The following is a 24,146-nucleotide window of genomic DNA, read 5'->3' on the forward strand; positions in this document are numbered from 1 at the left end:
AAGTCCGGTTTCAATGCCTGAATCCGGCTTGAACGTGAAACTTCAATCCTTATGTCAGCCGCGGTTGAAAAGTAATCAGGCCTTCATGATTGAAGGACATATTCAATTGAGTCGTAGACTGTATGAAAATTTGGTTTGCGATCTCCGTCGGTGTTGTTTTGTCATTATAATTCATGTATAAGTATTTTTTAATATTGGATTTTTAGCATTCCAAGGCGGTGTCGGGGCTTGAATCCGTTTCGGGCGAAGATGAGTGGGATTGTGCTCTTGCCGGATTTTTTTCCGATTCGATAGCCTGTTCACGAGGGAGTCGCAGTGACGCAATACGTATGGGTGCTCGCCTTGTTCCTTGCCGGATGTTCGCTTGCTCCCTCATATCAAAGGCCTGCCCAGAATCTTCCGCCGGTCTGGGAGGAGAGTGAAGCTAAGGGGGTTGGCGCCCAGTGGTGGCGGCGCTTCGACGATCCCGACCTTGACGCGATGGTGCAGGAAGCCCTGCATCACAACCGCGATCTCGCTGCCTCCATGGCCCGTGTAGAGCAGGCTGCCGCCGCGGCAGGCATAAGCCGATCGGCCCTGGTTCCCGTGCCCTCCATTGACGGCAGCGCCGGCGAAAGTTGGTCATCCAGACGCATTGCAGGTGCGCCACCCAAGGGTTTTGAAAAATCCCGGAATCACGACCTCTATATCGGCGCGGCCTGGGAATTGGATTTTTGGGGCAAGTACCGCAATGCCCTCCTTGGCGGCGAGGCGAAATGGCTTGCCTCCGAAGCCGATCTCGCCGGTGCCCGATTGCTTGTCGCAGCCACTGTCGCCAAGTCCTACTTTGATCTTCTCAATTATACCTTTCAAGTCGATGTCGCCCGGCGGACCCTGTCGCAACGCCTGCAGGCCTTGGACATGCAGCAAATCAGCGAGGAAATCGGATTTTCGAGCCGCGCCGATCTGCTGCGGGCCCAAAGCGAGGTGGAGAGCGCTCGCTACAGCCTGGCTTTGTCCAAGCTGGGGCTTGACGCCGCCCAAAGTACCCTCCTTGTTCTTCTGGGCCGCTCACCAGCTGAGATAATGCGCCGGAATTCCCCGGCACTGGGCAATGCCCTGAACTCTCTGCCCACCGTTCCGGTGCTGCCTGACGGGCTGCCTTCGGACTTGCTGACGAGACGTCCTGATCTGCGCTCCGCGGAACAGGGCCTGCGTGCGGCCCATTTTGACGTGGGTGTCGTGCGGGCCGACTATTTTCCTCAGCTGTCCCTGACCGGAAAGACCGGCTGGGCTGCCCAGGAAGCCGGAGACCTCAGCCTTGGCGGTTCATCGAGCTGGAACTATGGGCTGTCGCTGCGTCTGCCCCTTGATTTCTGGACCACCAGGTTTCGGGAGCTGATGACCGAAGCGCGCTGTCGCGAGAGCGTTGCGCGATACGAAAAGGCAGTTCAATCCGCCTTCCAGGATGTGCGCAATGCCTTGGCCCGTCAGGCTCTGCTGGCCGATGCAAACGCTGCCCTGGAACGCCGGATCGTGGATTTGACCGAGGCGGCGGACAAGGCTGAGGACAGATATCGCAACGGCTATTCCAATTTTCTTGAAGTGTTGGACGCGGACCGAGAACTCTTTTCGGCACAGCTCAGTTGGGCCCAGACCAGGGCTCAGCAGTTGCAGGCCTCGGTCGATGTGTGCGTTGCCCTTGGTGGCGGGTGGGAAGCGGATGTCTCTGCCCCCGCCCGGGATCGGAACGTGGTGGAACAAGATCTTTCGGTTGGAGGTACCCAGTGATTATTCCGGGTCGATGGTTCAGGACGGTTATGATCGTCGCGGCGTGTGTTTTTTCTTTCGCGGGATGCCTGAACGAGGACGCCGGAAAGGCGAAACCGGACAATGCTGCCCAACGGCAGGCACCTTCGGTCCTTGTACAGCAGGTAGCCCCCCGGGACATCGTTTTGACCCCGACCTTCGTCGGGCACGTGGAAGGCCTGAACTCCGCCGAGGTCCATGCTCAGGTCAACGGCATCCTCAAGAAGCGCTTGTTTCAGGACGGGCAGAGCGTCAGGGCCGGACAGGTTCTCTTCGAGATCGATCCCGCCTCGTATCAGGCCAAGGTCGACCAGGCAGCGAGTAGGGTGACCAGCATCCGGGCCCGTCTGAACAACGCCAAGCGTGATTTCGACAGAGTCGTTCCGCTGGCCGCGCGCAAATCCATCAGCCAGCGCGACCGCGACCAGGTGCAGACGGAATACGAATCAGCCCGGGCCGAGCTGGCCGAGGCCGAGGCCGTGCTGCGATTTGCGCTCATCGATCTTGAACTGACCAAGGTCAAGGCGCCCATTGCGGGCTTTGCGAGCATGGCCCTGCGCAGCGAAGGGACCCTGATCACGGCCGGTTCTCCCGAAAGCCTTTTGACCACCATTTACGTCATGGATCCGGTACATGTGGTTTTTTCCGTCTCCGACACCCAGATCCGCAAGATCAGGGAATATCTGGAGAGTGGCCGGGCCGTCATCCACGAGCCCATCCCGACGCGGCTTTTCATTGATGCGGATCGTGAATACGCCCATCAGGGGAAAATGGTCCTCGGCAACCCGGTCATCAGCCGCGAGACCGGGTGCATGATTTCCAAAGCGGTTTTTCCCAATCCGGACAAGACGCTGCTGCCCGGACAGGTGGTGCGCATCAACCTCGAATTCTTAACCTTCAAGGACGCCATCGCCGTTCCGAATCATGCCGTGTTGCAGGGGCGCGAAGGGGCGACGGTGGTCGTGGTCGGCGACGGCGACATCACGTCTTTTCGTCCCATCGAGGTTCTGGCCCGGGTGGGCCGGGATGTCCTTGTAGCCTCGGGCCTTGACCCGGGCGAGCGCATCATTGTCGAGGGCGTGAACAAGGTCGGTCCCGGCATGCAAGTCGCCCCGCGCGAGGCGGAAGGTTCCGGCCGGTCCGATCCTGCACAAAGCCCCAAGCAAGAAGGTTAGGGGCATGAAGGACGTATTTTTTCTCCGGCGTCCGGTTTTGGCCATGGTCATCTCGCTGGTGATCATCATCCTGGGCACGTTGGCCATGCAGCGCCTTCCCGTGGCCCAGTACCCGGACCTGGTTCCACCGGCGGTGTCCGTGACGGCCATCTATCCGGGCGCCAGTCCCGAGGTCATTTCGCAGGTTGTGGCGGCTCCTTTGGAGCAGGCGGTGAACGGGGCCAAGGATCTCCTGTATCTGCAATCGACCTGTTCGGCCAACGGGGCCATGTCCATGAAGGCCACCTTCGCCCTGGGCACCGATCCGGAAATTGCCGGGAGCCGGGTCAGCAATCTGGTTCAGGGCGCGCTTGCCGGACTGCCTGACGAGGTGCGCCGTTTCGGGGTCAGTGTCACTTCGGATTCCGGCACCTTTCTCATGATCATTACCCTGGCCAGCCCGGACGGCCGGTATGACAGCCTCTTTTTGAACAACTACGCAGCGTTGAACGTGACCGATCAGCTCAAGCGCATCCCCGGCGTTGCCTCGGCCAGTTCGCTCATCTCCGAAGAATATTCCATGCGGATCTGGTTTGATCCGGCCAAGCTGGCGGCTTTCGCCCTGACCCCGCAGGATATCATTCGGGCGGTGCTGGAGCAGAACTCGCAGTATGCCGCGGGCACGGTGGGTCTGCAGCCCGCCCCGGAAGACCTGAAGATGACCTGGTTGGTCAGCACGCAGGGGCGCATGGCCACGGAGGAGGAGTTCGGGGACATCATCATCCGGGTTGATGACAAGAAAGGGATCATGCGCCTGCGGGATGTCGCCCGGATCGAGCTTGGAGCCGCTGACTACGGGGTGCGGAGCAAATTGGACGGCAAGCCCGTAGCCGGGATCAGCATTTCGCTCACACCGGGGGCCAACGCTCTGCGGACGGCCGATCTCATCGAGGCCAGAATGCAGAAGTTGAGCCTGGATTTTCCGCCCGGTATGGAGCACGCAATCCCCTACAACGTGACGACTTTCGTGCGCATCTCCATCGAGGAGGTGGTCAAGACCCTGTTCGAAGCCATGGCGCTGGTGGCCCTGGTCATCTTTATCTTCCTGCAGAATCCAAGAGCCACCCTCATTCCCTGCATTGCCGTACCCGTGTCCATCGTGGGCACATTCGCGGGCATGTACATGCTCGGCTTCTCCATAAACACTCTGACCCTCTTCGGTATGGTCCTGGCCATCGGTATCGTTGTGGACGACGCCATCGTGGTGCTCGAAAACGTGGAGCGGATCATGCACGACGAAGGGCTTTCGCCTCGGGAGGCCACTTCCAAGGCCATGCGCGAGGTAACCGGTCCGGTCATCGCCATTGTCCTTGTGCTCTGCGCGGTCTTCATCCCCGTGTCGTTCATGGGTGGGTTGACGGGTGAGATGTTCCGCCAGTTCGGCATCACCATCGCACTCTCGGTCATTATTTCCGGCATCGTGGCCCTGACGCTCTCTCCGGTCATGTGCGGCTTTCTGCTGAAGTCCCGTCACGGGACCCCGGGGCGGTTCGCCCGGGCTTTCAACTGTGCTTTTGAAGGCCTGACCTCGGTCTATCTGCTCGGAGTCAGGTTTGTGCTGCGGTCCAACATTCTGGCCGTGGTCGTCATGTGCGTCCTTGGCTGGGGCACCTGGGAGTTGCTCAATCGTGTGCCCGAGGGCTTGGCCCCGGACGAGGACCAGGGCTACATCATCGCCGCCGCCATGCTGCCCGACGGGGCGGGCATGCCGCGCACGGACAAGATTCTGGATCATCTGTCTGAAACCATGCGGCGGGATCCTTCCGTGGTTTCGGTGCTGACCATCGCCGGGACCGATCTGCTCGGAGGAACCGGCACTCTGGGCAGCGCAGGCGCGGCCTTCATCATCTTGAAGCCCTGGGAGGAGCGCACCGGCGCGGCTCAGTCTTCACAGGCGCTGGCGGGCAAGGTTTTCGGGATCGATGTGACCGACGGGATTCTTGCGGCTTTCAACCCGCCGCCCATCGTGGGCCTGAGCACGGTCGGCGGGCTGGAGGGGTTTCTGCAGAACAATGCCGGGGCTTCCATCGAGGAGATGGCGGCGCAGGCCGACAGGCTGAGCGCGGCTGCAGCCGGACGGCCCGAGTTGCGCGGGGTGAACAGCGCGCTTCGGCTCGGCACGCCCAAGATCTTCGTGCAGCTTGACGTGGAAAAGGCCAAGCTCATGGGAGTCGAGGTGGGGGATGTCTATCAGGCCTTAAGCTCCACCCTGTCCGGAAGTTACATCAACGATTTCACGCTGCACGGCCGCGCCTTCAAGGTCTATTTGCAGGCAGAGTCGGTGTTTAGGGCCGGACCCGAGGACCTTGGCGCGATTTTCGTGCGCAGCATGTCCGGGGCCATGATTCCCCTGTCCAACCTCATCTCCACTTCCACCACCAGCGGAGCCTTCTCCCTGACGCGCTTCAATGGCGTCCCGGCGGCGCGTATTTCCGGTCAGGCCGCGCCGGGATTCAGCAACATGCAGGCCATGTCCGCCCTGGAGGAACTGGTGCGCAGCGAACTGCCCGCGGGATATTCCCTGGCCTGGAGCGGCTCGTCCTTTCAGGAAAAAGCAGGCGGCGGGACCAACTACATGGCGCTCCTGCTTGGCCTTGGGCTGGTCTTTCTCATCCTGGCCGCCCAATACGAGAGTTGGACCATGCCCACGGCCGTGATCCTGGCCGTGCCCTTTGCCCTGTTCGGGGCCATGGCGACTATTTTCGTACGCGGTTTTGCCAACGACATTTACGTCCAGGTAGCGATGGTGACCCTCATCGGCCTCGCGGCCAAGAACGCCATTCTGATCGTGGAATTCGCCGCCGTGGAACTGGCAGCGGGGCGTTCTCCGACCGAAGCCGCTCTCACGGCTGCTCGTCTGCGCTTCCGGCCCATCATGATGACGTCCATGGCCTTCATTCTGGGCTGCGTGCCGCTGGTGCTCTCTTCGGGCGCGGGTTCGGCCAGCCGACATGTCCTCGGCAGCAGCATAATTGGGGGCATGGTCGCCGCCACGCTCATCTCGCCCATTTTCGTGCCCTGGTTCTTCAAAGTGGTGATGAGCTGGAACCGGGATCAGTCCGTGGTCGTGGATGCGGATCGAGGTGGTGGAAAGGTCGGTTGATGTGTGTCCATTGGGTGCCGCGATGATACCCGGGTCTTGTATCCTTGAAGGCAATATGTCGAAATTGTGAGTAGTTCGACATGGCTTCACCCACGAGTCCCGATAAGCTGATATTTCAGATGTGGCCCGTTTCGAACAGCTCTTGGGGCGAGGGCTTGAGCAGCGCGGCCGTGAAACAGTACGAGGCGGCCACGGTCAGCCAATAGCCGTGTGCCAGAGGCAGGTGTGCCCAATGGTTGATTGCCTCCTCGCCAGTGGTCCCGACCTGTAGCGGATCTGCCAGCAGTCCGGTGCCGTGGGCTTTCAAAATCGCCTCCTTGATGGTCCAACGGCGGATCAGGTCCGACGCGGGGTCCTCGGCGTTGCGGATGTCCTCGCGCTCTTGCGCCGTGAAGACCATGCTGAAATCCTCCACCGGCATTTCACGAATTTCCTCCACATCCACCCCGATCCCCCCCGATGCCTGCGCGTGACCGATGGCGCAGGCCGCCCAGCGCCCTGAGTGGCTGAGGCTGACCGGACGAGGGCAGTCGGCCAGCCATGGCCTGCCCTGCGGGTCGCTGCGAAGGGCTCTGACTCCCGTCGGCGCGTCACGATTTTCCAGAAGCGACAGACCCAAACCGAGCAACAACCTGGCCAGAATGCGGCGAAGTCGATCCTCTGACCTGCGGTTTTTGCGGATGGCCTCGGCTTGCGCTACCGGCAAGATGTCCAGAAGAGATGCTTCCGACATATGCGCGAGCATGCCGATATCGGCCGCCAGGACAAGTACCTGCGGCCGGAGAGTGCCCATGTCATCTGCAAGCCGAGAATCGTGAAAATCTGGAATGCTCATGTGGAATAGCTTTGGTTGCGATAGCCGTGTTGGGACAGGTTTTTTTGCTGAAGATCCCGAACTCTACCCGTTAAACCGATCTCGTGGTGTGATCAGTACTGATTTATCCGTGAGAGTGTCCCCCAGCCGAACTTACTTCGGCGTCCTCCCGAGTGGTCGTGCACTCCTTCATGTTTTTGTAAGCAAGTCTGGGGCAGAATGCCAGCCCCAGGCTGCTCTCAAACGAAGCCAATTCCTCGGGTTTATTGCGGGCACGGTTGTCCACTTCTCCCGAGGGGTCTTCCGGTGCCGCAGAGGATCATCGTAAGGTACTTTGGGCGTGTTGTTGCGCATTATCTCCCTCCTTTCATCTTGGCGTGCCATGCCTGGATGGATGTGAAATTATCAATGGCTGCGTCCCAGATGCGCAGGGCATCGTCCTGAGCTTCTGCGTCACAGCTCATCTCCAGGTAGATCGCAGGTCTTTGTGGGCTTTTGGCTTCTGCCTCGATTGCCCACTTGGCATAGAGCGTCGATTGGTATTCACCGCACTCGTGTGCGGAGAGGATATAAACTTCCTTCAGACCGGGCATGCCCTCGAAGGGGCGTTGGCGTGAACGCAGGATTTTGAGATCGATCTTATTCCCATCGAGTATTTTTTGAATCGAAGTGATTGATTTGGCCGGTTCGTCCGGAGTCGAGATCATATACGCTCTGAGGCGTAGCATTATTTTTGGCGCGGTTTCTGTATCGGGGCGGCTAGCTGAAGCCCTGACATCCTTGTCCCCATGTCATCATCCCCTGCATCCACCCCCTTCTGGTCCAGAACAAGTCCGCCGGGAGGTTTGTTCTGTCAGTGTGGTAGTGTTTGAAGAAATCAAGGACCGTCCCTTTCAGGTCGCCCAGGCATTCTTCGCCAATCTTGTATGCGGTCTCCTCCTTGATGCGCAGGATCCAGTGCGGCATGGCCACGAAGGTGTCGGTCCAGTGCGCGCCGTTCTGGGCCGAGTAGCAGAGCAGGACTGCCGGGTGGTCGAAGTGGTCGCTGACATCTTCCTGGACAAAACCGCCGCGGACGACGGGCGTATCCTTGTACACATCGTAGTGCTTCCTGGCCTCGTCACGAACCGGTTCCCAGAGAGCCCGGAACTGCTTTGCGCGGTCCCCGGAGCCCCAGTCCGTTTCCTCGATGATCATGTCGTTGATTTTTATAAACCTGCCCTAGACATCCAGCCCTTTGGGCACAGGGAAAAAGAAGCGCCCCACGGGGTAGAGGGTCACGGGCAAAGGGGGCTGGCTGGATCTGTCGTGCTGCATGGTTCGGCAACCTTCCGGCGAGAAGAAGTGTCAGGATGGCAAGGAAGCACAGCGCTTGGCGCTGCGCACGGGACATGGCCTTTTCGCTGAGGGCGGGGCCGCTGCGGGTGTCCGTTCGGCGCCGGGTCATGGTTGGCCGCCGTTTTTGTCCGGTAGGATGGGAACGAAATCGAGGTCGTCGGTCTGGTGCACCGTAGTGGTCTGAGCGTAGGTGTAGTCGCGCCAGGGATGGCCTTCGGTCGTGGCCTGCTGATCATCCTCAGGGCCAAGCCAGACCACGGTCTGCAGCAGACCCAACTCCTGCCGGTCACTCTCGGCCGCGACGCTGAAGGCATGCATCACACCTCCCTTACCCCGGGTTTCCCGCAGAAGCGCGTCCGGATCTTCGACACGCCGAAGCGTGCCGCAGGAATTCATGACCTCCATCAGTTCTTCCTCCCGTGTTGCAGTGTCCTGCCCCCTTCGGGGCGCCAAAAAACGTTTTGGGGAAGACAGTATAACGGGAGGACCGGGGGTGATATTGGGCGATTTCAGTATAATGAATGACTGAATTACGTATATCAGCGCTGACCAGGGAATGGTTTCCCTGGTCCCATATGCTTTAGTGGAGGAATACAGGGCGATTTTTTGTTAGCAATTGCAGATCATTAGGAATAAAAAACGGTAAATTTTGGGCAGGAGCGATGAATCCAAGGACTTTTTTAACAGAAACAATCATGAAATTAGGCGGTTATTGGCCTCAAAGACCTTGGATGTCGGGAGTCATGTTTTTCAGGATTGAATGCGGACGAACGGAGTTGTAACGTCGTCTCCCAAAGAACAACGCGAGACTTGGAGGTGTAGGCGTGAATTATGTGGGATCGTGTCTGTGCGGCAAGGTCGCCTTCGAGGCTGAAGGCGAATTCGAGAGTTTCTATTTGTGCCATTGCGAAAGATGCCGCAAGGATACCGGGTCGGCCCATGCGGCCAACCTGTTTTCGTCCTCGGCGACCCTTCGCTGGATCTCGGGCGAGAACTTGGTGAAAACATTTAACTTCAACAATACAGGTCACATAAAAAGTTTTTGTGTGGAATGCGGTTCTGCCCTGCCTAACATTCAAATGGACGGCACATTGCTGGTGCTCCCAGCGGGCAGTCTCGACTGTGACGCGCCAATTCCGCCCACGGCGCATATCTTCGTTTCGCGTAAAGCCAATTGGGACACGTTGCTGGAATTGCTCCCCACCTTTGAGGAACTGCCAGAGTAATCCGCTTCCTGCCTCTTTTATTCCGGAGTGGCAACTCCGGCCGTTTAGCTGGATCGCCGGACTTTCAAAGCGCGCAAAAGCGGGATTTTTCTTTGAGCCTTTTTTCCGTGAACGAAAGAACAAAGATGTTCAGATAGATAGTCAACGCAGAATATTTTTTTGCATTCTTGATGCTTGAACTTTATACAGAGCTCAAAATTCCTGACTTGTTGAAAAACGAATTGATTCTACTCTCACAGACTTTTCAAATTGTTTGCAACTCGATGGCGTTGTTTGTATTTCACATGCAGAGATTCTTTCTTTGTGTTCTGTTGTGTTGTGACAAAAAAAGCATTGCAGAACGGGGAGGGCGCATCGAGAAATATATTCAATTATTTTGGATAGATTTCCATTTCAGCGACTTTGCTCTCAACCCTGGAAATTTGAGTTGTTACTCCGAACTCTGAGCAGTTAACACTTTATGCTGTAGCGAGGCGCAAGGAAATTTTATGTTTGAATGGTTTCTGGGATTGAACACCGTTATGCAGGCACTTTTGGCTACCTGCTTCACTTGGTTCGTGACGGCCCTTGGGGCGGCGACGGTTTTTTTCTTCAAAGATATCAATCGGAAAATGCTGGATGGAATGCTCGGTTTTGCTGCTGGCGTGATGATCGCAGCAAGTTTTTGGTCTCTCCTGGCTCCGGCCATCGAGATGGCCGAAAACATGGGGCATCGTGCATGGCTGACGGCAGGCATCGGTTTTTTGTCCGGCGGGGCTTTCTTGTGGCTGGTGGACGAGTTTCTCCCGCATCTCCATTTGGGATTTCCTAGATCTGAAGCCGAAGGCGTGAAAACCAGTTGGCACCGCAGCATCCTTTTGGTCCTGGCCATCACCCTTCACAACATTCCTGAAGGGTTGGCCGTAGGCGTGGCTTTCGGGGCACTGGCCGCCGACCTGCCTTCAGCCAACCTGGCCGGGGCTGTGGCATTGGCTTTAGGTATCGGGTTGCAAAACTTTCCAGAAGGTGCCGCCGTGTCCGTCCCCTTGCGACGTGAAGGGTTCTCACGACTGAAGAGCTTCTGGTATGGCCAGTTGTCAGGAATCGTGGAGCCTATTGCAGGAGTGATTGGCGCTGTTGCGGTCATCACGATGCGACCTCTCCTGCCTTATGCCTTGGCCTTCGCTGCCGGCGCCATGATCTTTGTCGTCGTGGAGGAACTTATTCCCGAATCACAGTTGGAAAAGAATACTGACATCGCGACAATAGGCACCATGTGTGGATTTACGTTGATGATGATGCTTGATGTCGGTTTAGGGTGAAATTTAATAAAATCACTGCTCGTTCTTGCCTAAATCGAAATTATTGGGTGGTGGGTTCCGTTGAGCGCTTACGGAGCAAGTCGGCGTTCAATTCGTCTCGACACAGTGAACAAGTCATCCTTGTCCAACGAGCATTCTGATTCTTCGATAACCAGGTCACTCGGTGACCTGGAGCACCACTCACAACCAATGCCTGGTTTGCTTCAAGCAAGAACTCGACTGATCCGTCTTGCGCGCACTAGATGAATTGTAAAATAGCCTCGTAAGTGAGGCTATTTTATATATAAACCCTCAATTGTCATGCGCGTTTCGTAGCCACGATCTCCTTTTCCTTGTCCCATACCAGCGTGGGCTTGGGGTATTTATCGTCGAGTTCGTAGGCCCGCAGGAAGTCATGGTAGGCTTCCGTGATTTTTTTGAGTTTCAGGAGGACCTTGCCGCGTTGATAGTGATAATCAGCGACTCCCGGCTTAAGATTTATAAGCCGACTCAAGTCCTTGCAGGCCTGGGCGTGGAGCGCCATGCGGCGACAGAGTTGTGAGCGGGCGTACAGGGCTTTGGTGTGGTTTGGGTCGAGGGTAACCGCCAGGGTGTATCTGACCAGGGCTTCCTGAAAATGTTCGGCCTTGGCCAGGGCGTCACCAAGTGCAAAATGGGCATCCGGCGAATTGGGAGTCTGCCTTGCGGCCTTGGCGTACGAGGCGATCGCCCCTTCAAGTTTCTGTTCGCTTATCGGTTGCTGCCCGACTTTGATGACTTGTTGTGTTTGCGCTGCCACCATCCGCATTTCCATTTCGTCGGACGAGGCAAATGGTGCCTGGCCTTGCGAATGTAGTGTGCCGGCCAGACAAATGGTCGGGGCGGAGAAAATCAGGAAAGCAATAAAAATCAGAGGGGTGAGTGTGGCGGAGTGTTTCATGCTACCTCCTATGTAAGTAGGCACTTGGTGTGCATTGTGAGTTGCAAAACTTTTTGTTTTCCCTTGGGTAACCCAATAATACTGAGTTGTAATTATTTAATCGGCGCAAGGTGTAAACAATTAAGCCGTTTTTTATGCTTTATATGTATAAAAATATTTACTTTTTCTGTAACATCCTGAATTTTTGAAAAAAAATAAATTTTTAAATTTTGATGTAATTTCAATTCTATACATATTTATATGTATTAAAAATTATGTAAAAACAAAAAATACCTACGCATGGATCAAAGTAATGATTCAGTACGTAGGTATTTTTTATTCAAGCTGATTAATTTTCAAAAAATGAACTATTTTCAACAACTTTTTTGCTATGCAAGATCTCTCCAACAAGTCTCCGTCACCTTGCAAGAGGGCGCTTGTGTTTCTAACATCCCGGAAAAAATGAAATTTTCAACTAGCCCGCCTCCGCAGAATTGGCGCTCAGGTTTTTGCCTTGTTTTTTTGCAGTGATTTGATGATGCTCGACAATCAGAGTATATATATTTTCATAAAATAGTTAGTGGTATTTATTTATATCGAAGTGCCTCCTGATTTATGATTTTAGTATTTCAGTGAGCCGAGTGGCTGGCTCCTGATAATATCTTCAAGATTTTATAAACATGTAACACAGAAAATATTTATGCAGGACGTGTCATGAACACGGATCAGGAATATTTGCAGGAAGCTTTTGAATGCACTGACGATGATGCGAAATCAGCATCATGGCGGAAGCCCTACGTCATGATTGTCCCTGACGAGGAACTGATTCGTCATGAACAGTTTCGCGAAGCCGTGAAACAGGTGTTGACGCAACAGCCCAATGTTTCAAATGGGCCGTTGAAGAAAGGCGGGGAAGGGATAGGGGTTTATAAGAGTTTGCTGACGAAGAGTGAACTTGAATTTCTGTTGAAGTGATTTTTTTAAAGTGCCGCACAAACACGAATCCCCGGGACAGACGTCTGTCCCGGGGATTCGTGTTTGTCTGGAGCCAGGATTTTTGCGTTCAGCCGGCACAGGCTCGCGGGCCGGTCATGCACAGGGCCTTGTGCAGCGCCACCTGGGCCTTGGCGAATTGGCTGCGTTCGACCACGAATTGCATGTTGGTCTGGCGGGCGGTCTGTGAGACGGCCAGGATGTTGATCCCTTCGCCAGCCAGCGCGCTAGCCGCCTTGGCCATGATTCCGGGCTGTCCGATGTTGGAGCCGATGGCGCAGACGATGGCCACCTTTTGGAGGGTGATCTGTTCGAATTTTTCCTGCAGCTCGGCTATCATTTCGGGGCGGCAGTCGCGATCATTGATGATCATTCCGATGGTGTTGGCGTTGGTGACCTTGCTGATATAGGAAATGCCGTGCTTGGCGAGCACCTGCAGTATGCGCAAGTCAAAGCCGACCTCTCCGACCATGCGGGTGTCATGCACTTCCATGCAGGTGACTTTGTCCGATCCGGTCACGATCTCGACCATTGATTCGGGCGCGATGAAATCCTTGGTGATGAGCGTGCCGCTGTGATCCGGATCAAAGGCATTCTTGATCCGGATGGGGATATCATTGACTTCCAGCGGCTTTGAAGCCTTGGGGTGGATGGCCTCCATTCCTACGTCGGCCAACTGGTCGGCCACGTCGAAGTTGGTGTTGCAGACCGGGTGGATGTTTTCTTCGCCGATGAGCAGCGGGTCGCCGGAACAGAGATGGTATTCCTTGTGGATGATGGCTTCGCTCGCGCCCAGAATCACCGCGACTTTAGAGAATGTGACCTCCGAATAGCCCCGGTCGAATTCGCGCATGATGCCTTCGGTGCCTTTGGTGTAGCCGGTGGCAAAACAGATGGTCGAGAAGGGATCGATGCCTTCGAAGCTGTCCTTGATGCGCTCGTCGATGGTCAACTGCCGGCTGTCTTCCCAGCCGCTCAGGTCCACGAAGGTGGCGTTGTAGCCGCGATTTTGCAGGATGTTGGCGGAGTTGAAGGCGCTGTGCATTTCACCCAGGGAAGCCAGCAGCTCTCGTGCGGCCAGGAACAGGGCGGTTCGTGAAACATAGCCCGAGGCCAGTACGTTATCCATGCTGCGCAGGATGTTTATGGCCAGGTCGATGTGGTCGTCGACGAATTCATTTGCGGCGGCCAGATCGAGCCCTGCGGGCACGAAGGTCTTGTTCAGTTCGAAGAGGCTGTCGCGCAGGGCGAGCATTTTTATGGGGTAGTTCTCCTGCTGGCGGAAGAGCTGGTAGATGCCGGGCTGACCGGTTTTTTTGTGCTCCAGCAGCTCGTTGGTCACCCCTCCGTAGGCGGAGACAATGTAGATCCGGCCAAAGATGTCGGCGGGATTGCGAAGGATGATATTGTCGATGATTTGCGGAAATCTGGACATGGATGTTCCACCGATCTTTTCAACACGAACTTTGGCTTTCATGGACTTTCCCGGACTGAAGTGATGTTGACGGGCGCCGGCGGCCAGGGCCGACTGCACTGGATAACCCTTGAGCGATATTGCCTAAAGTGGTGGGGCGTCAATACGCAGATAACAGAAAATCGATTTTCGAAACATCATAATTCCGATGTACGCTCTGCGCTTAGCCTGTGCACCGGACCTGTTTGACGCTCTGGGCCGCTACGGCTAAAAGGGCGCAAATTCGCCAACTCAAGCAGGTTCATCATGAAGCATCTTTTTCTTCTTGTTCTTCTCCTTGGCTCTGTCCTGCCTGCGACGGCAGGGGATACTCTCCACGCCCTGGCCATGAACGGACAACCCCGCTACCCTGCGGATTTCACTCACTTCGATTACGCCAACCCCGATGCACCCAAGGGCGGGCAGGTGCGACTGGCCGCAACGGGCACCTACGACAGTTTCAATCCCTTCATCGTCAAGGGCAATTCCGCCGACGGCCTGGGTCTTCTATTCGACACCCTGACCGAGCAGTCCCTCGACGAGCCCTTTACCGAATACGGCCTGCTGGCCGATCGCATCGAAGTGGCCAAGGACCGTTCCTCCATGACCTTCCATCTGCGCGAAGAAGCCAGGTTTCATGACGGCAGCCCGGTCACGGCACAGGATGTGGCCTTTACCTTCAAGATCTTGGTGGAACAGGGCAATCCCCATTACGCCCAGTATTATGCCGATGTGGAACAGGTCCACGTTGTCGATGCCCAGACCGTGACCTTTGCCTTCAAGCCCGGCAGCAGTCAGGAACTGCCGCTCATCCTTGGGCAGTTGCCGGTGCTGTCCGAAGCCTCCTGGAAAGGCCGGGATTTTTCCGCATCAAGCCTTGATATCCCAGTGGGCAGCGGCCCGTACCGGATCGGAGAATTCAAGGCCGGGCAGCGACTGACCTTTGTGCGAGACCCCGGGTACTGGGGCCGTGACCTTCCGGTGAACAAGGGTCGGCACAATTTCGACACTATTATCTACGATTACTATCGCGACCTGACCGTGACCCTCGAAGCCTTCAAGGCTGGAGAGTACGATTTTCGCCAGGAGTACAATTCCAAGCAGTGGGCCACAGGCTACACCGGCCCGGCGGTCAATGCCGGGCTGATCCGCACCGAGAACATTCCGCACAAGCTCTCGCAGGGCATGCAGGCCTTTGTCTTCAACACCCGCCGCGCCATTTTTGCCGACCCCCTGGTGCGCAAGGCCCTCAACTACGCCTTTGATTTCGAATGGAGCAACAAGAGCCTCTTCTATGGCCAGTACGCTCGCTCCACGAGCTTTTTCTCCAATTCCGACATGGCCTCTTCCGGCCTGCCTTCGGAGCAGGAAAAAGCCATGCTGAAACCTTTGGGCCTGCCCGAAGAAGTGACTTCGCAGGCATTCTCCCTGCCGGTCACCGACGGCAGCGGCAACATCCGCGACAATCTTCGCGAGGCCGCCGGACTTCTGCGTCAGGCCGGGTGGAGCGTCACGAACGGCAAGCTGGTCAAGGACGGCACGCCTTTCGTTTTCGAGATGCTGCTGGTACAGCCGGATTTCGAGCGCGTGGTCCTGCCTTTCAAGCGCAATCTGGAACGGCTCGGCATCACCATGAGCGTTCGCATGGTGGACACCTCACAATACCTGGAGCGGCTGCGTGGCTTCGATTTCGACATGATCGTCTCAAGCTTCCCCCAGTCCCTGTCCCCGGGCAACGAGCAGCGCTCGTTCTGGCATTCTGCTTCGACGGACATGCCGGGTTCGCGCAATTACTGCGGCATAAAGAGCCCGGCCATAGACGCCTTGGTCGATCTGGTCATCGCGGCTCCGGACCGCGACGCGCTCATCCTGCGCTGCAAGGCTCTGGACCGCGCCCTGCTGTGGGGCTGGTACGTCATCCCGCACTGGCACGCCACGTCCTGGCGCGTGGCCTATTGGGACAAGTTCGGTCGTCCGGAGAAGCTGGCGAATTACGGACTTGATTTTCAGTCCTGGTGGATCGACACGGACAAGGAACGGGAGATGGCCGGCAGGCGGGGACGGCTCGGGCTCAAGTAGGCATGGCGTTCGATCTGCGTGACCAAAGGCATGGATTGCCGCGGCTTTCAGTCTCAGACAAAGGCCGGGCTCCGCGTGAAATCCATCTTCAATCCTCATACTCGTAGTTCCCGGTTTCGAAAGGAAACAATGCTTACCTACATCCTGCGCCGCCTGGCACTCATCATTCCGACCCTGCTGGGCATTCTGACGCTCAATTTCTTCATCATTCAGGCCGCGCCCGGCGGGCCGGTGGAGCAGATGATCGCCCAGCTGCAGGGGCTGGACGTGGCTGCCGCCGCACGCGTCAGCGGATCGGGCGGGGAAACGGCCGGGGCGAACGTCTCGGCGCAGGCGTCCTCCAAATCCGTCTATCGCGGGGCCCAGGGCCTCGACCCGGACGTGGTGCTCCGCATCGAGCGTATGTACGGCTTCGACAAGCCTCTGTGGGAGCGATACGTCCAGATGATCAAGAATTACGCCACGTTTAACCTTGGCGAGAGCTTTTTCCGCAGTAAGGGCGTGCTTGAGCTCATCGGCGAAAAAATCCCCGTGTCCCTGTCGCTGGGGCTGTGGAGCACGCTCATCATCTACACCCTGTCCATCCCCTTGGGCATTATGAAGGCCGTGCGCCACGGTTCGCGCTTCGATGTCTGGACCAGCACGTTCATGGTTGTGGGCAATGCCATCCCGGTTTTTCTTTTCGCCATCCTGCTTGTGGTCCTCTTCGCGGGCGGGAGCTATTTCAACTGGTTTCCACTGCGCGGCCTGACCTCTCCGGGCTGGGCCGATTTTTCCCTCCTGGACAAGATCCTGGACTATTTCTGGCACCTGGCCCTGCCCGTCACTGCCATGGTCATCGGGGGATTTGCGACCCTGACCATGCTGACCAAGAACTCCTTTCTGGATGAGGTCGGCAAGCAGTACGTCACCACGGCCCGCGCCAAGGGCCAGACCGAATCGCGTATCCTGTACCGTCACGTCTTCCGCAACGCCATGCTGCTCATCATCGCAGGCTTCCCCGCGGCCTTCATCTCCATGTTCTTTACGGGCTCGCTGCTGATCGAGGTCATTTTTTCCCTGGACGGTCTTGGCCTTCTGGGCTTCGAGGCGACCATAAACCGTGATTACCCGGTCATGTTCGGTTCCCTCTACATCTTCACCCTCATCGGCCTGGTTACCAAGCTCATTTCGGATCTGACCTATGTGCTGGTCGATCCGCGCATCGATTTCGGCTCGCGGGAGGGACGATGAACCCCATCATCCGGCGAAGGCTGCGTGCCTTCCGCTCCAACGGCCGGGCGTTCTGGTCCCTGTGGATCTTCTTGTTCCTGTTTCTCTCCAGCCTCGGGGCGGAATTCATCGCCAATGACCGGCCCCTGCTGGTCTATTACGATGGGGGCTTTTATGCCCCGGTCTTCAAGGCCTATCCGGAAACCGTTTTCGGCGGCGATTTCGAGACCCAGACCGTGTACCGCGATCCCTATGTGGAGCAGCTCATCAACGCCAAGGGCTGGATGATCTGGCCGCCCGTGCGCTACAGTTACAGGACCATCAACTACGATCTGCCCGTGCCCGCCCCGGCCCCGCCCTCGCGTGAGAATCTGCTCGGCACCGACGACCAGGGCCGCGACGTGCTGGCCCGCATCATCTACGGGGTACGCCTGTCCGTGCTCTTCGGGCTGATACTGACCCTGGGCAGCTCCGTGGTCGGAGTCTGCGTGGGCGCAGTGCAGGGCTATTACGGCGGGGCCGTCGATCTGGCCGGGCAGCGTTTCATGGAGATCTGGTCCGGCATGCCTGCGCTTTTCATCCTCATCATCCTGGCCTCCATGGTCGCGCCCGGATTCTGGTGGCTTCTGGCCGTGACCATGCTCTTTTCGTGGATGAGCCTTGTGGACGTGGTCCGGGCCGAGTTCCTGCGCGGCCGCAATCTCGAATACGTGCGTGCGGCCAAGGCGCTGGGCCTGTCGGACCGGGTCATCATGTTTCGCCACATCCTGCCCAACGCCATGATCGCGACCGTGACCTTCATGCCGTTCATCGTCAGCGGGTCCATCACCACCCTGACCTCGCTGGACTTTCTGGGGTTCGGCCTGCCGCCGGGTTCGCCGTCCCTGGGCGAGCTGCTGGCACAGGGCAAGAACAATCTGCAGGCCCCGTGGCTCGGCCTGTCGGCTTTTGCGGTCCTGGGCACGATCCTGAGCCTGCTGGTTTTTATCGGAGAAGGAGTGCGCGATGCCTTTGATCCACGCCACAGAAGCTAGACCCGCGCAGGCTGCGCCCGCCCCGCAATCGCACGCGAAGTCTGAAGCATTGCTGAGCATCCGCGATCTCGGCGTTGATTTCTCCGTGGAGGATAGTACCGTCACCGCCGTGCAGGGCGTCAGCATGTCCGTGTATCCGGGGCGGACCTGCGCCCTGGTGGGGGAGAGCGGATCGGGCAAGTCCGTGACCGCGCTGTCGGTCCTGCGCCTGCTCCCGCCCCTGGTCGCACGCACGAGCGGGGAAATCCTGTTCGAGGGGAAGGATTTGCTGCGCCTGGACGAAGGGCGGCTGCGTGAAGTCCGCGGCGGACGCATCGGCATGATCTTCCAGGAGCCCATGACGTCCCTGAACCCGCTGCATCCCATCGGCCGCCAGATCGCCGAAAGCGTGCTCCTGCACCAGCCCGAAGTCGATGCCAGAGCGCGCACCCTGGAGCTCCTGGAGCTGGTCGGCATCCCGGACCCGGCCTCGCGTCTGAACAGCTTTCCGCATCAGCTTTCCGGCGGACAGCGGCAGCGGGTCATCATCGCCATGGCGCTAGCCAACGATCCGGTCCTGCTCATTGCCGACGAGCCGACCACGGCCCTGGACGTGACCATCCAGGCCCAGGTGCTGGAGCTTTTAAAAAACCTGCAAAAGCGCCTGAACATGGCCATCCTGCTCATCTCCCATGATCTGGGCGTGGTCCGGCACATGGCCGACGAGGTGCACGTCATGCGCGAGGGCCGGATTGTGGAGAGCGGAACGCGGGACGAAATTTTCAACAATCCCAACCACTCCTACACAAAAACCCTGCTGGCCAGCACCCCGTCGGGCAGACCGGGCCCCCTGGCCGAAGACGCGCAAACCCTGCTTGAGGCACGCGATATCCGGGTCTGGTTTCCGCAGGGCAAAACGTTTTTTGGTCGTCCCAGGAGCTACATCAAGGCCGTGACCGATGCAGAGCTTTCCATTTTCCGGGGTGAATCCCTCGGCGTGGTGGGGGAGAGCGGATCGGGAAAGACGACGCTGGGCCTTGCCCTGCTGCGCCTTCAGAGCTGCCAGGGCGAGATAGATTTCGACGGCCAGCGCCTGTCCGCCATGCGTGAAGGGGAGATCAGGCGGCTGCGCCGCAATTTCCAGGTCGTGTTTCAGGACCCTTACGGCAGCCTCAGCCCGCGCATGACCGTGGGCCAGATCGTGGCCGAGGGACTTGACGCGCACCGCCTGGCCACGGGTTCGGAGCGGGAGGAGCGCATCGCCGAGATTCTGGAGGCCGTGGATCTTGACCCGGCCGCGATGCACCGCTATCCGCACGAGTTTTCCGGCGGCCAGCGTCAGCGCATCTCCATTGCCCGGGCGCTCATCCTGCGGCCCAAATTCGTGGTTCTGGACGAGCCGACCTCGGCCCTGGACCGCACGGTGCAGTTCCAGATCGTGGAGCTCTTGCGCGGTCTGCAGACCCGCTTCGGCCTGACCTTCATGTTCATCACCCATGACCTGGCCCTGGTCCGGGCCCTGTGCCACCGCATCGTCATCATGAAGGACGGGCGCATCGTGGAGCAGGGACCGACCGATGCCATTTTTGCAAGCCCGGTCCAGGAATACACCCGCACCCTGCTTGCCGCCGCCCTGGAATAAGGCATGAAACACGCACAAAAATTCCTCTCTCCGGCATTTCTTCCGGTCCATTTCTTCATCGCGACCATTCTGCTCGGCGGGGTCCTGCTGCATCTGCCCTTGGCGTTGAACGATACGCAGCTGAGCTGGATCGACGCCTTTTTCACCGCCGTGTCCGCCGCCTGCGTGACTGGGCTCGTCGTCGTGGATACGGGCACCATGTTCTCGACTTTCGGCCTGACCGTCATCGCTCTGCTCATGCAGATCGGCGGCCTTGGGGTCATGACCTACACAAGCCTCGTCTTCTATCTGTGGCGTCGGCGCGTTTCGCTGACCGACCGCATCGCCGTGGGACAATCACTGCAGGGTGATCCGTCATTCAAGCTGGGACGATTTCTGGTACAGCTCTTTCTGGTCTGCTTTTGCATCGAGGCTTTGGGTGCTGTTGCCCTGTATGCTTTGAGCATGGGCGAAATGGACTGGTTTAACGCCTTTTTTCATTCCGTGTCCGCTTTCTGCAACGCGGGCTTCAGCCTCTACCCGGACAGTCTGATGCGCTTCTCCGGGAATCTGCCCATAAATCTGCTGTTCATGCTCCTCATTTTTTTGGGCGGTATCGGCTTCTACGTGCTGGTCGAGCTGCCCGGTTTTTTTGGCACAGCCTTCAGGGCACGCCGCCTGCGGGACACGCTGAGCTGGCAGAGTTCGCTGGTCATCCGCACCAGCCTGTGGCTGATCCTTGTCGGATGGGTGGTGTTTTTCCTGATCGAACAGAGGCAGGACGGACTGTTCACGGCCGTGCTGCAAGGCCTCTTTCAGTCCGTCTCGGCCCGTACGGCGGGCTTCAACACCATGGACATCGGAATCATGACCGACACGTCGCTGTTCATCCTGATTCTGCTCATGGTCATCGGGGGGTCTCCCGGTTCGTGCGCGGGCGGCATAAAGACCACGACCCTGCGCGTGCTCCTCGGCTTTGCCGTTTCCCAGATCAAAGGTCGCGATCAGGTCGTTGTCGAAGGCTATGGCGTTGACGCGCCCACCGTGAACAAGGCCATGACTCTTGTCATTTTCGCCTTTGTCCTCATCATGTGCTCGGTCTTCGTCCTGACCGTGACCGAAGGCGCCAACCAGCCGCATCAGCTGGTGCGGGGCAAGTTCATGGAGCTCTTTTTCGAGGCTTCGTCGGCGTTCGGAACCGTGGGACTGAGCACCGGACTTACCCCTCATCTTTCGGCCCCGGGAAAGTGCGTCATCATGATGCTCATGTTTGTCGGCCGACTTGGCCCCATAGTTTTTCTGACCATGCTGCAGTCCTGGCAGACGCGTGAACATTTCAGGCGTGCCGAAAAGAGCATGCTCATCGGGTAGGAGGTTTTCATGGCTCACAAGGAATTCGGTGTCGTGGGTTTGGGCAAATTCGGCCTCAGTCTGGCCAGTTCCCTGATGGCTCACGGCCAGAAGGTGGTCGGGGTCGACAGCGATCCTGACAAGGTCAAGGCCGCTGCCGAGGTCCTGACCCAGGCGTATCAGGCCGAAGCGGTGGACAAGATCGCCCTCGAACAGCTCGGGTTCGGCGAGCTGCAGGAAGTGATTGTCAGCACTGGGCACAACATGGAGGCAAGCATCCTCATCACGCTCTTTCTGAAGGAGCTGGGCTGCAAAAAAGTGACGGTCAAGGCCATGAGTCGTGATCACGAGAAGGTGCTGACCAAGGTCGGGGCCGATGCGGTCATCTTCCCGGAGCGTTATGCCGCCGAACAGCTTGCGGCCAAGCTGGCCGTACCGGGGCTCATCGACTACCTGCCGCTCGGCACCAACATCATCCTCAAGGAGTTTACCGTGGAGAAATGGGCGGGGAAGACTCTGCGGGAGCTGGACCTGACCAATTCGTTTGGCATCCAGGTGGTGGCCGTCAAAGGCTTTGAGGAGAAGCAGTTCGAGTTTGTACCCAAAGCCGACCAGCCCCTGCAAAAAGGGGATGTTCTGGCTGTGATCGGGCAGGGGGAAAAGCTCCTGGCTCTGGATTCTTGATGGCAAGGACCCTGTCGACGAAAGAGGCGGACCTGATGGATGCAGTCAACAGAATGGACGAAATGGACGGACGATATGGCGCGTGTGCAGATTGAGTTGCCGCAGTCGTGGCTTTTCCGAACGGTGCTTGCCGTGCGCGTGACCGATGTGAATTATGGCGGGCACCTTGGCAATGACCGGATGCTGGGCCTTGCGCACGAGGCGCGGGTGCGCTGGCTGGCATCCTGCGGTCTGTCCGAGAAGGACGTGGGCGGGGTGGGGCTGATCATGGCCGATGCGGCCCTGGTTTTCCGGGGCGAAGCGTTTCTGGGCGATGAACTGGAAGTGGCGCTGGGCGCGATGGAGGTGCGGCGGTCGAGTTTCGATCTGGTCTGCCGGCTGACCCGTCCTGCCGACGCGGCTGAAATCGCCCTGGTCAAGACCGGCATGGCCTGCTTCGATTACGCCGCCCGAAAGGTCGCACGCGTGCCCAAGGAATTGCTTGGCTGTCTGGAAAGCGTGTCCTGATGCAGTGCAGAATCGCCCACAAGCTTTTTCTGACCGACATCCCGGAGCCCATCAAGGATCAGGTCATGGCCGAGCTGACCCTCGAAAATCCCAAGTGGCTCGAAAACCTGAAGATGGGCCGCACCAATTACAAGGTCTCCCGGCATCTGAAGTTCTATTCCACGCGTACGAACGGAGGCCTCATCCTGCCGCGCGGTTATGGCGGGCGGCTGGCGAGGATCTGCGCGGAGCATGGCGAGGCCGTGGAGTACACTGACGACCGGCGCAGCCTGCCGGAAGTGGAATTCACCTTCCGCGGGGACTTGCGCCCCTATCAGGACACGGCCTGCCAGGCCATGCTGCGGCGACGCTTCGGGACCTTGTGCGCGCCCACCGGAGCGGGCAAGACCGTGTGCGGGCTCTCACTCATTGCCCAGCGCCGTCAGCCTGCGCTTGTCATCGTGCACACCCGGGACCTTGCCATGCAATGGGTGGAGCGTATCGAACAGTTCCTGGACATTCCGGCACGCAAGGTGGGCATGATCGGCAGCGGAAGGAGCACGGTGGGCGAGGCCGTGACCGTGGCCACGGTGCAGTCCGTGTACAGCCGGGCCAAGGACCTGAAAAAACGCGTCGGCCACATCATCGTCGACGAATGCCACCGCGCCCCCAGCCGCACCTTCACCGCTGCCGTGACCGCTTTCGACTGCGCCTATTCCCTTGGCCTCTCGGCCACACCGTACCGCCGCGACGGTCTGACCCAGCTCATCTTCTGGCATCTGGGCGAAATGCACGCCCGCATCGACAGCGATGACCTGATGGACAGCGGAGCCATCCTGCGGCCGGAAATCTGCATACGCCCCACGACGTTCGTGTGCGAGCGCGACCCCGCGGAGGAATACGGTCTCATCATCGCCGATCTGACCGAAGACGTTGCGCGCAACTGCCAGATCGTCGACGAGGTGGCTGCCGAGATCACTTCCGGGCGCGGGGTGAGCCTGATCCTGTCCGACCGCAAGTGGCATTGCCGGGTGCTGCATGAGCTGCTTCACGAACGCCACGGCATCAGCGGAGCGGTCCTGACCGGCGACACTCCGTTGCCGGAACGCAAACGGCTGGTGGATCAGATCCAGTCGAACCGGATCAGCGCGGTCTTCGCCACGGGCCAGCTCATTGGGGAGGGGTTCGACGCCAGCAACCTGACCTCCCTTTTTCTGGCGACCCCCATCAAGTTCAGCGGCCGCCTGATCCAGTATCTGGGCCGGGTGCTGCGCCCTTCAATCGGAAAAGCTCAACCAAAGGTTTATGATTTCGTGGACGAAAAGGTCGGCGTGCTCAATGCGGCAGCAAAGGCGCGGGCGGAGGTGTATGCGGATATCGGCGAGTAGGCAGGCGATATCACCTCCTCGGATGATATTTATCCTGGCGGGTATGAAAACACGCAGCGCTGATCCTTGAATGTATTCCAGAGGTTGTTTCTGAGGGAATCGTCTTGCGCGAGTTCAGGAGAATTTGCACTTGAAGTCGTAATTTTCGTTTTCAAGTGGTTGGCATGGAATCCATTTCGTGATTG

General features: G+C 58.1%; 21 protein-coding genes. 15 read left to right on the forward strand and 6 right to left on the reverse strand.

Annotated elements, in window-relative coordinates; translation table 11 throughout:
- The first annotated feature begins 315 nt into the window (after positions 1 to 315).
- From CVU60_08910 to CVU60_08920, 3 genes are read left to right on the forward strand one after another with little or no spacing between them, the layout of a single operon-like run.
- Positions 316 to 1,770 carry a transporter gene (locus CVU60_08910; protein PKN41869.1) on the forward strand — a complete coding sequence of 485 codons (1,455 nt, stop codon included), beginning with the start codon at positions 316 to 318 and terminating at the stop codon, positions 1,768 to 1,770.
- 29 nt (positions 1,771 to 1,799) lie between these two features.
- Positions 1,800 to 2,963, forward strand: a complete 1,164-nt coding sequence (locus CVU60_08915) for an efflux transporter periplasmic adaptor subunit (GenBank protein PKN41870.1) — start codon at positions 1,800 to 1,802, stop codon at positions 2,961 to 2,963.
- A 4-nt stretch (positions 2,964 to 2,967) separates the two neighbouring features.
- Positions 2,968 to 6,105 (forward strand): hydrophobe/amphiphile efflux-1 family RND transporter, encoded by a 3,138-nt coding sequence (locus tag CVU60_08920; protein PKN41871.1) that lies wholly within the window; start codon positions 2,968 to 2,970, stop codon positions 6,103 to 6,105.
- 115 nt (positions 6,106 to 6,220) lie between these two features.
- On the opposite strand, the gene CVU60_08925 is transcribed toward CVU60_08920, so the two are convergent.
- From CVU60_08925 to CVU60_08940, 4 genes are all read right to left on the reverse strand, one after another.
- Positions 6,221 to 6,940: a hypothetical protein gene (locus CVU60_08925; GenBank protein PKN41872.1), complete on the reverse strand. Its 720-nt coding sequence runs from the start codon at positions 6,938 to 6,940 to the stop codon at positions 6,221 to 6,223.
- 332 nt (positions 6,941 to 7,272) lie between these two features.
- Entirely contained in the window at positions 7,273 to 7,626 is a 354-nt protein-coding gene (locus CVU60_08930; protein PKN41873.1) for a hypothetical protein, read from the reverse strand.
- A 52-nt stretch (positions 7,627 to 7,678) separates the two neighbouring features.
- Positions 7,679 to 8,116 (reverse strand): hypothetical protein, encoded by a 438-nt coding sequence (locus CVU60_08935; GenBank protein PKN41874.1) that lies wholly within the window; start codon positions 8,114 to 8,116, stop codon positions 7,679 to 7,681.
- A gap of 246 nt (positions 8,117 to 8,362) precedes the next feature.
- On the reverse strand, positions 8,363 to 8,662 hold the full coding sequence (locus CVU60_08940) for a hypothetical protein (GenBank protein ID PKN41875.1): 300 nt from the start codon (positions 8,660 to 8,662) through the stop codon (positions 8,363 to 8,365).
- Between the two features lie 419 nt (positions 8,663 to 9,081).
- Here CVU60_08940 and CVU60_08945 point away from each other — a divergent pair, with 419 nt between their 5' ends.
- The 3 genes from CVU60_08945 to CVU60_08955 all read left to right on the forward strand — a co-directional run bounded on the left by CVU60_08945 (position 9,082) and on the right by CVU60_08955 (position 10,784).
- Positions 9,082 to 9,483 (forward strand): aldehyde-activating protein, encoded by a 402-nt coding sequence (locus CVU60_08945; protein PKN41876.1) that lies wholly within the window; start codon positions 9,082 to 9,084, stop codon positions 9,481 to 9,483.
- Between the two features lie 170 nt (positions 9,484 to 9,653).
- Complete coding sequence (locus CVU60_08950; protein PKN41877.1) at positions 9,654 to 9,929, forward strand: hypothetical protein; 276 nt, start codon at positions 9,654 to 9,656, stop codon at positions 9,927 to 9,929.
- Between the two features lie 42 nt (positions 9,930 to 9,971).
- The gene (locus tag CVU60_08955; GenBank protein ID PKN41878.1) at positions 9,972 to 10,784 is read left to right on the forward strand and encodes a ZIP family metal transporter; all 813 of its coding nucleotides are present in this window, start codon (positions 9,972 to 9,974) and stop codon (positions 10,782 to 10,784) included.
- Positions 10,785 to 11,082: 298 nt separating this feature from the next.
- Here the strand turns inward: CVU60_08955 and CVU60_08960 are convergent, their stop codons facing one another.
- Positions 11,083 to 11,703 carry a hypothetical protein gene (locus CVU60_08960; protein ID PKN41879.1) on the reverse strand — a complete coding sequence of 207 codons (621 nt, stop codon included), beginning with the start codon at positions 11,701 to 11,703 and terminating at the stop codon, positions 11,083 to 11,085.
- 693 nt (positions 11,704 to 12,396) lie between these two features.
- Between CVU60_08960 and CVU60_08965 the strand changes: the two genes are divergently transcribed.
- Positions 12,397 to 12,657, forward strand: coding sequence for a hypothetical protein (locus CVU60_08965; protein ID PKN41880.1), 261 nt, complete (start codon positions 12,397 to 12,399; stop codon positions 12,655 to 12,657).
- Positions 12,658 to 12,745: 88 nt separating this feature from the next.
- Here the strand turns inward: CVU60_08965 and CVU60_08970 are convergent, their stop codons facing one another.
- On the reverse strand, positions 12,746 to 14,152 hold the full coding sequence (locus tag CVU60_08970; GenBank protein ID PKN41929.1) for an aspartate kinase: 1,407 nt from the start codon (positions 14,150 to 14,152) through the stop codon (positions 12,746 to 12,748).
- A 243-nt stretch (positions 14,153 to 14,395) separates the two neighbouring features.
- Between CVU60_08970 and CVU60_08975 the strand changes: the two genes are divergently transcribed.
- The 8 genes from CVU60_08975 (at position 14,396) to CVU60_09010 (ending at position 23,961) form a co-directional block, all read left to right on the forward strand.
- A complete protein-coding gene (locus CVU60_08975; GenBank protein ID PKN41881.1) occupies positions 14,396 to 16,207 on the forward strand; it encodes a hypothetical protein in 1,812 nt (603 codons plus the stop codon).
- A gap of 129 nt (positions 16,208 to 16,336) precedes the next feature.
- Positions 16,337 to 17,440: a microcin ABC transporter permease gene (locus CVU60_08980; protein PKN41882.1), complete on the forward strand. Its 1,104-nt coding sequence runs from the start codon at positions 16,337 to 16,339 to the stop codon at positions 17,438 to 17,440.
- Positions 17,437 to 18,453 carry an ABC transporter permease gene (locus tag CVU60_08985; GenBank protein PKN41930.1) on the forward strand — a complete coding sequence of 339 codons (1,017 nt, stop codon included), beginning with the start codon at positions 17,437 to 17,439 and terminating at the stop codon, positions 18,451 to 18,453. The genes CVU60_08980 and CVU60_08985 overlap by 4 nt, the downstream gene beginning before the upstream one ends.
- Positions 18,425 to 20,074 (forward strand): microcin ABC transporter ATP-binding protein, encoded by a 1,650-nt coding sequence (locus tag CVU60_08990; GenBank protein PKN41883.1) that lies wholly within the window; start codon positions 18,425 to 18,427, stop codon positions 20,072 to 20,074. The genes CVU60_08985 and CVU60_08990 overlap by 29 nt, the downstream gene beginning before the upstream one ends.
- A gap of 3 nt (positions 20,075 to 20,077) precedes the next feature.
- Positions 20,078 to 21,424 (forward strand): potassium transporter TrkH, encoded by a 1,347-nt coding sequence (locus tag CVU60_08995; protein ID PKN41884.1) that lies wholly within the window; start codon positions 20,078 to 20,080, stop codon positions 21,422 to 21,424.
- 9 nt (positions 21,425 to 21,433) lie between these two features.
- A complete protein-coding gene (locus CVU60_09000) occupies positions 21,434 to 22,087 on the forward strand; it encodes a TrkA family potassium uptake protein (GenBank protein PKN41885.1) in 654 nt (217 codons plus the stop codon).
- Between the two features lie 75 nt (positions 22,088 to 22,162).
- Positions 22,163 to 22,594, forward strand: a complete 432-nt coding sequence (locus CVU60_09005; GenBank protein ID PKN41886.1) for an esterase — start codon at positions 22,163 to 22,165, stop codon at positions 22,592 to 22,594.
- A complete protein-coding gene (locus CVU60_09010) occupies positions 22,594 to 23,961 on the forward strand; it encodes a restriction endonuclease subunit R (protein ID PKN41887.1) in 1,368 nt (455 codons plus the stop codon). Before CVU60_09005 ends, CVU60_09010 begins: the two co-directional genes overlap by 1 nt.
- Positions 23,962 to 24,146: the final 185 nt, after the last annotated feature.

It is taken from the genome of Deltaproteobacteria bacterium HGW-Deltaproteobacteria-18, from assembly GCA_002841885.1.
Lineage (GTDB): Bacteria > Desulfobacterota > Desulfovibrionia > Desulfovibrionales > Desulfomicrobiaceae > Desulfomicrobium.

What these genes read in the sequence shown, in the direction of transcription:
- CVU60_09005 (PKN41886.1), top strand. Translation starts at nt 22,163, where the DNA reads ATGGCGCGTGTGCAGATTGAGTTGCCGCAGTCGTGGCTTTTCCGAACG.
- CVU60_08930 (PKN41873.1), bottom strand. Translation starts at nt 7,626, where the DNA reads ATGATCTCGACTCCGGACGAACCGGCCAAATCAATCACTTCGATTCAA.
- CVU60_08940 (PKN41875.1), bottom strand. Translation starts at nt 8,662, where the DNA reads ATGGAGGTCATGAATTCCTGCGGCACGCTTCGGCGTGTCGAAGATCCG.
- CVU60_08970 (PKN41929.1), bottom strand. Translation starts at nt 14,152, where the DNA reads ATGAAAGCCAAAGTTCGTGTTGAAAAGATCGGTGGAACATCCATGTCC.
- CVU60_08950 (PKN41877.1), top strand. Translation starts at nt 9,654, where the DNA reads ATGCTTGAACTTTATACAGAGCTCAAAATTCCTGACTTGTTGAAAAAC.
- CVU60_08995 (PKN41884.1), top strand. Translation starts at nt 20,078, where the DNA reads ATGAAACACGCACAAAAATTCCTCTCTCCGGCATTTCTTCCGGTCCAT.
- CVU60_08990 (PKN41883.1), top strand. Translation starts at nt 18,425, where the DNA reads ATGCCTTTGATCCACGCCACAGAAGCTAGACCCGCGCAGGCTGCGCCC.
- CVU60_09010 (PKN41887.1), top strand. Translation starts at nt 22,594, where the DNA reads ATGCAGTGCAGAATCGCCCACAAGCTTTTTCTGACCGACATCCCGGAG.
- CVU60_08935 (PKN41874.1), bottom strand. Translation starts at nt 8,116, where the DNA reads ATGATCATCGAGGAAACGGACTGGGGCTCCGGGGACCGCGCAAAGCAG.
- CVU60_08980 (PKN41882.1), top strand. Translation starts at nt 16,337, where the DNA reads ATGCTTACCTACATCCTGCGCCGCCTGGCACTCATCATTCCGACCCTG.
- CVU60_09000 (PKN41885.1), top strand. Translation starts at nt 21,434, where the DNA reads ATGGCTCACAAGGAATTCGGTGTCGTGGGTTTGGGCAAATTCGGCCTC.
- CVU60_08925 (PKN41872.1), bottom strand. Translation starts at nt 6,940, where the DNA reads ATGAGCATTCCAGATTTTCACGATTCTCGGCTTGCAGATGACATGGGC.
- CVU60_08920 (PKN41871.1), top strand. Translation starts at nt 2,968, where the DNA reads ATGAAGGACGTATTTTTTCTCCGGCGTCCGGTTTTGGCCATGGTCATC.
- CVU60_08955 (PKN41878.1), top strand. Translation starts at nt 9,972, where the DNA reads ATGTTTGAATGGTTTCTGGGATTGAACACCGTTATGCAGGCACTTTTG.
- CVU60_08960 (PKN41879.1), bottom strand. Translation starts at nt 11,703, where the DNA reads ATGAAACACTCCGCCACACTCACCCCTCTGATTTTTATTGCTTTCCTG.
- CVU60_08965 (PKN41880.1), top strand. Translation starts at nt 12,397, where the DNA reads ATGAACACGGATCAGGAATATTTGCAGGAAGCTTTTGAATGCACTGAC.
- CVU60_08915 (PKN41870.1), top strand. Translation starts at nt 1,800, where the DNA reads ATGATCGTCGCGGCGTGTGTTTTTTCTTTCGCGGGATGCCTGAACGAG.
- CVU60_08985 (PKN41930.1), top strand. Translation starts at nt 17,437, where the DNA reads ATGAACCCCATCATCCGGCGAAGGCTGCGTGCCTTCCGCTCCAACGGC.
- CVU60_08975 (PKN41881.1), top strand. Translation starts at nt 14,396, where the DNA reads ATGAAGCATCTTTTTCTTCTTGTTCTTCTCCTTGGCTCTGTCCTGCCT.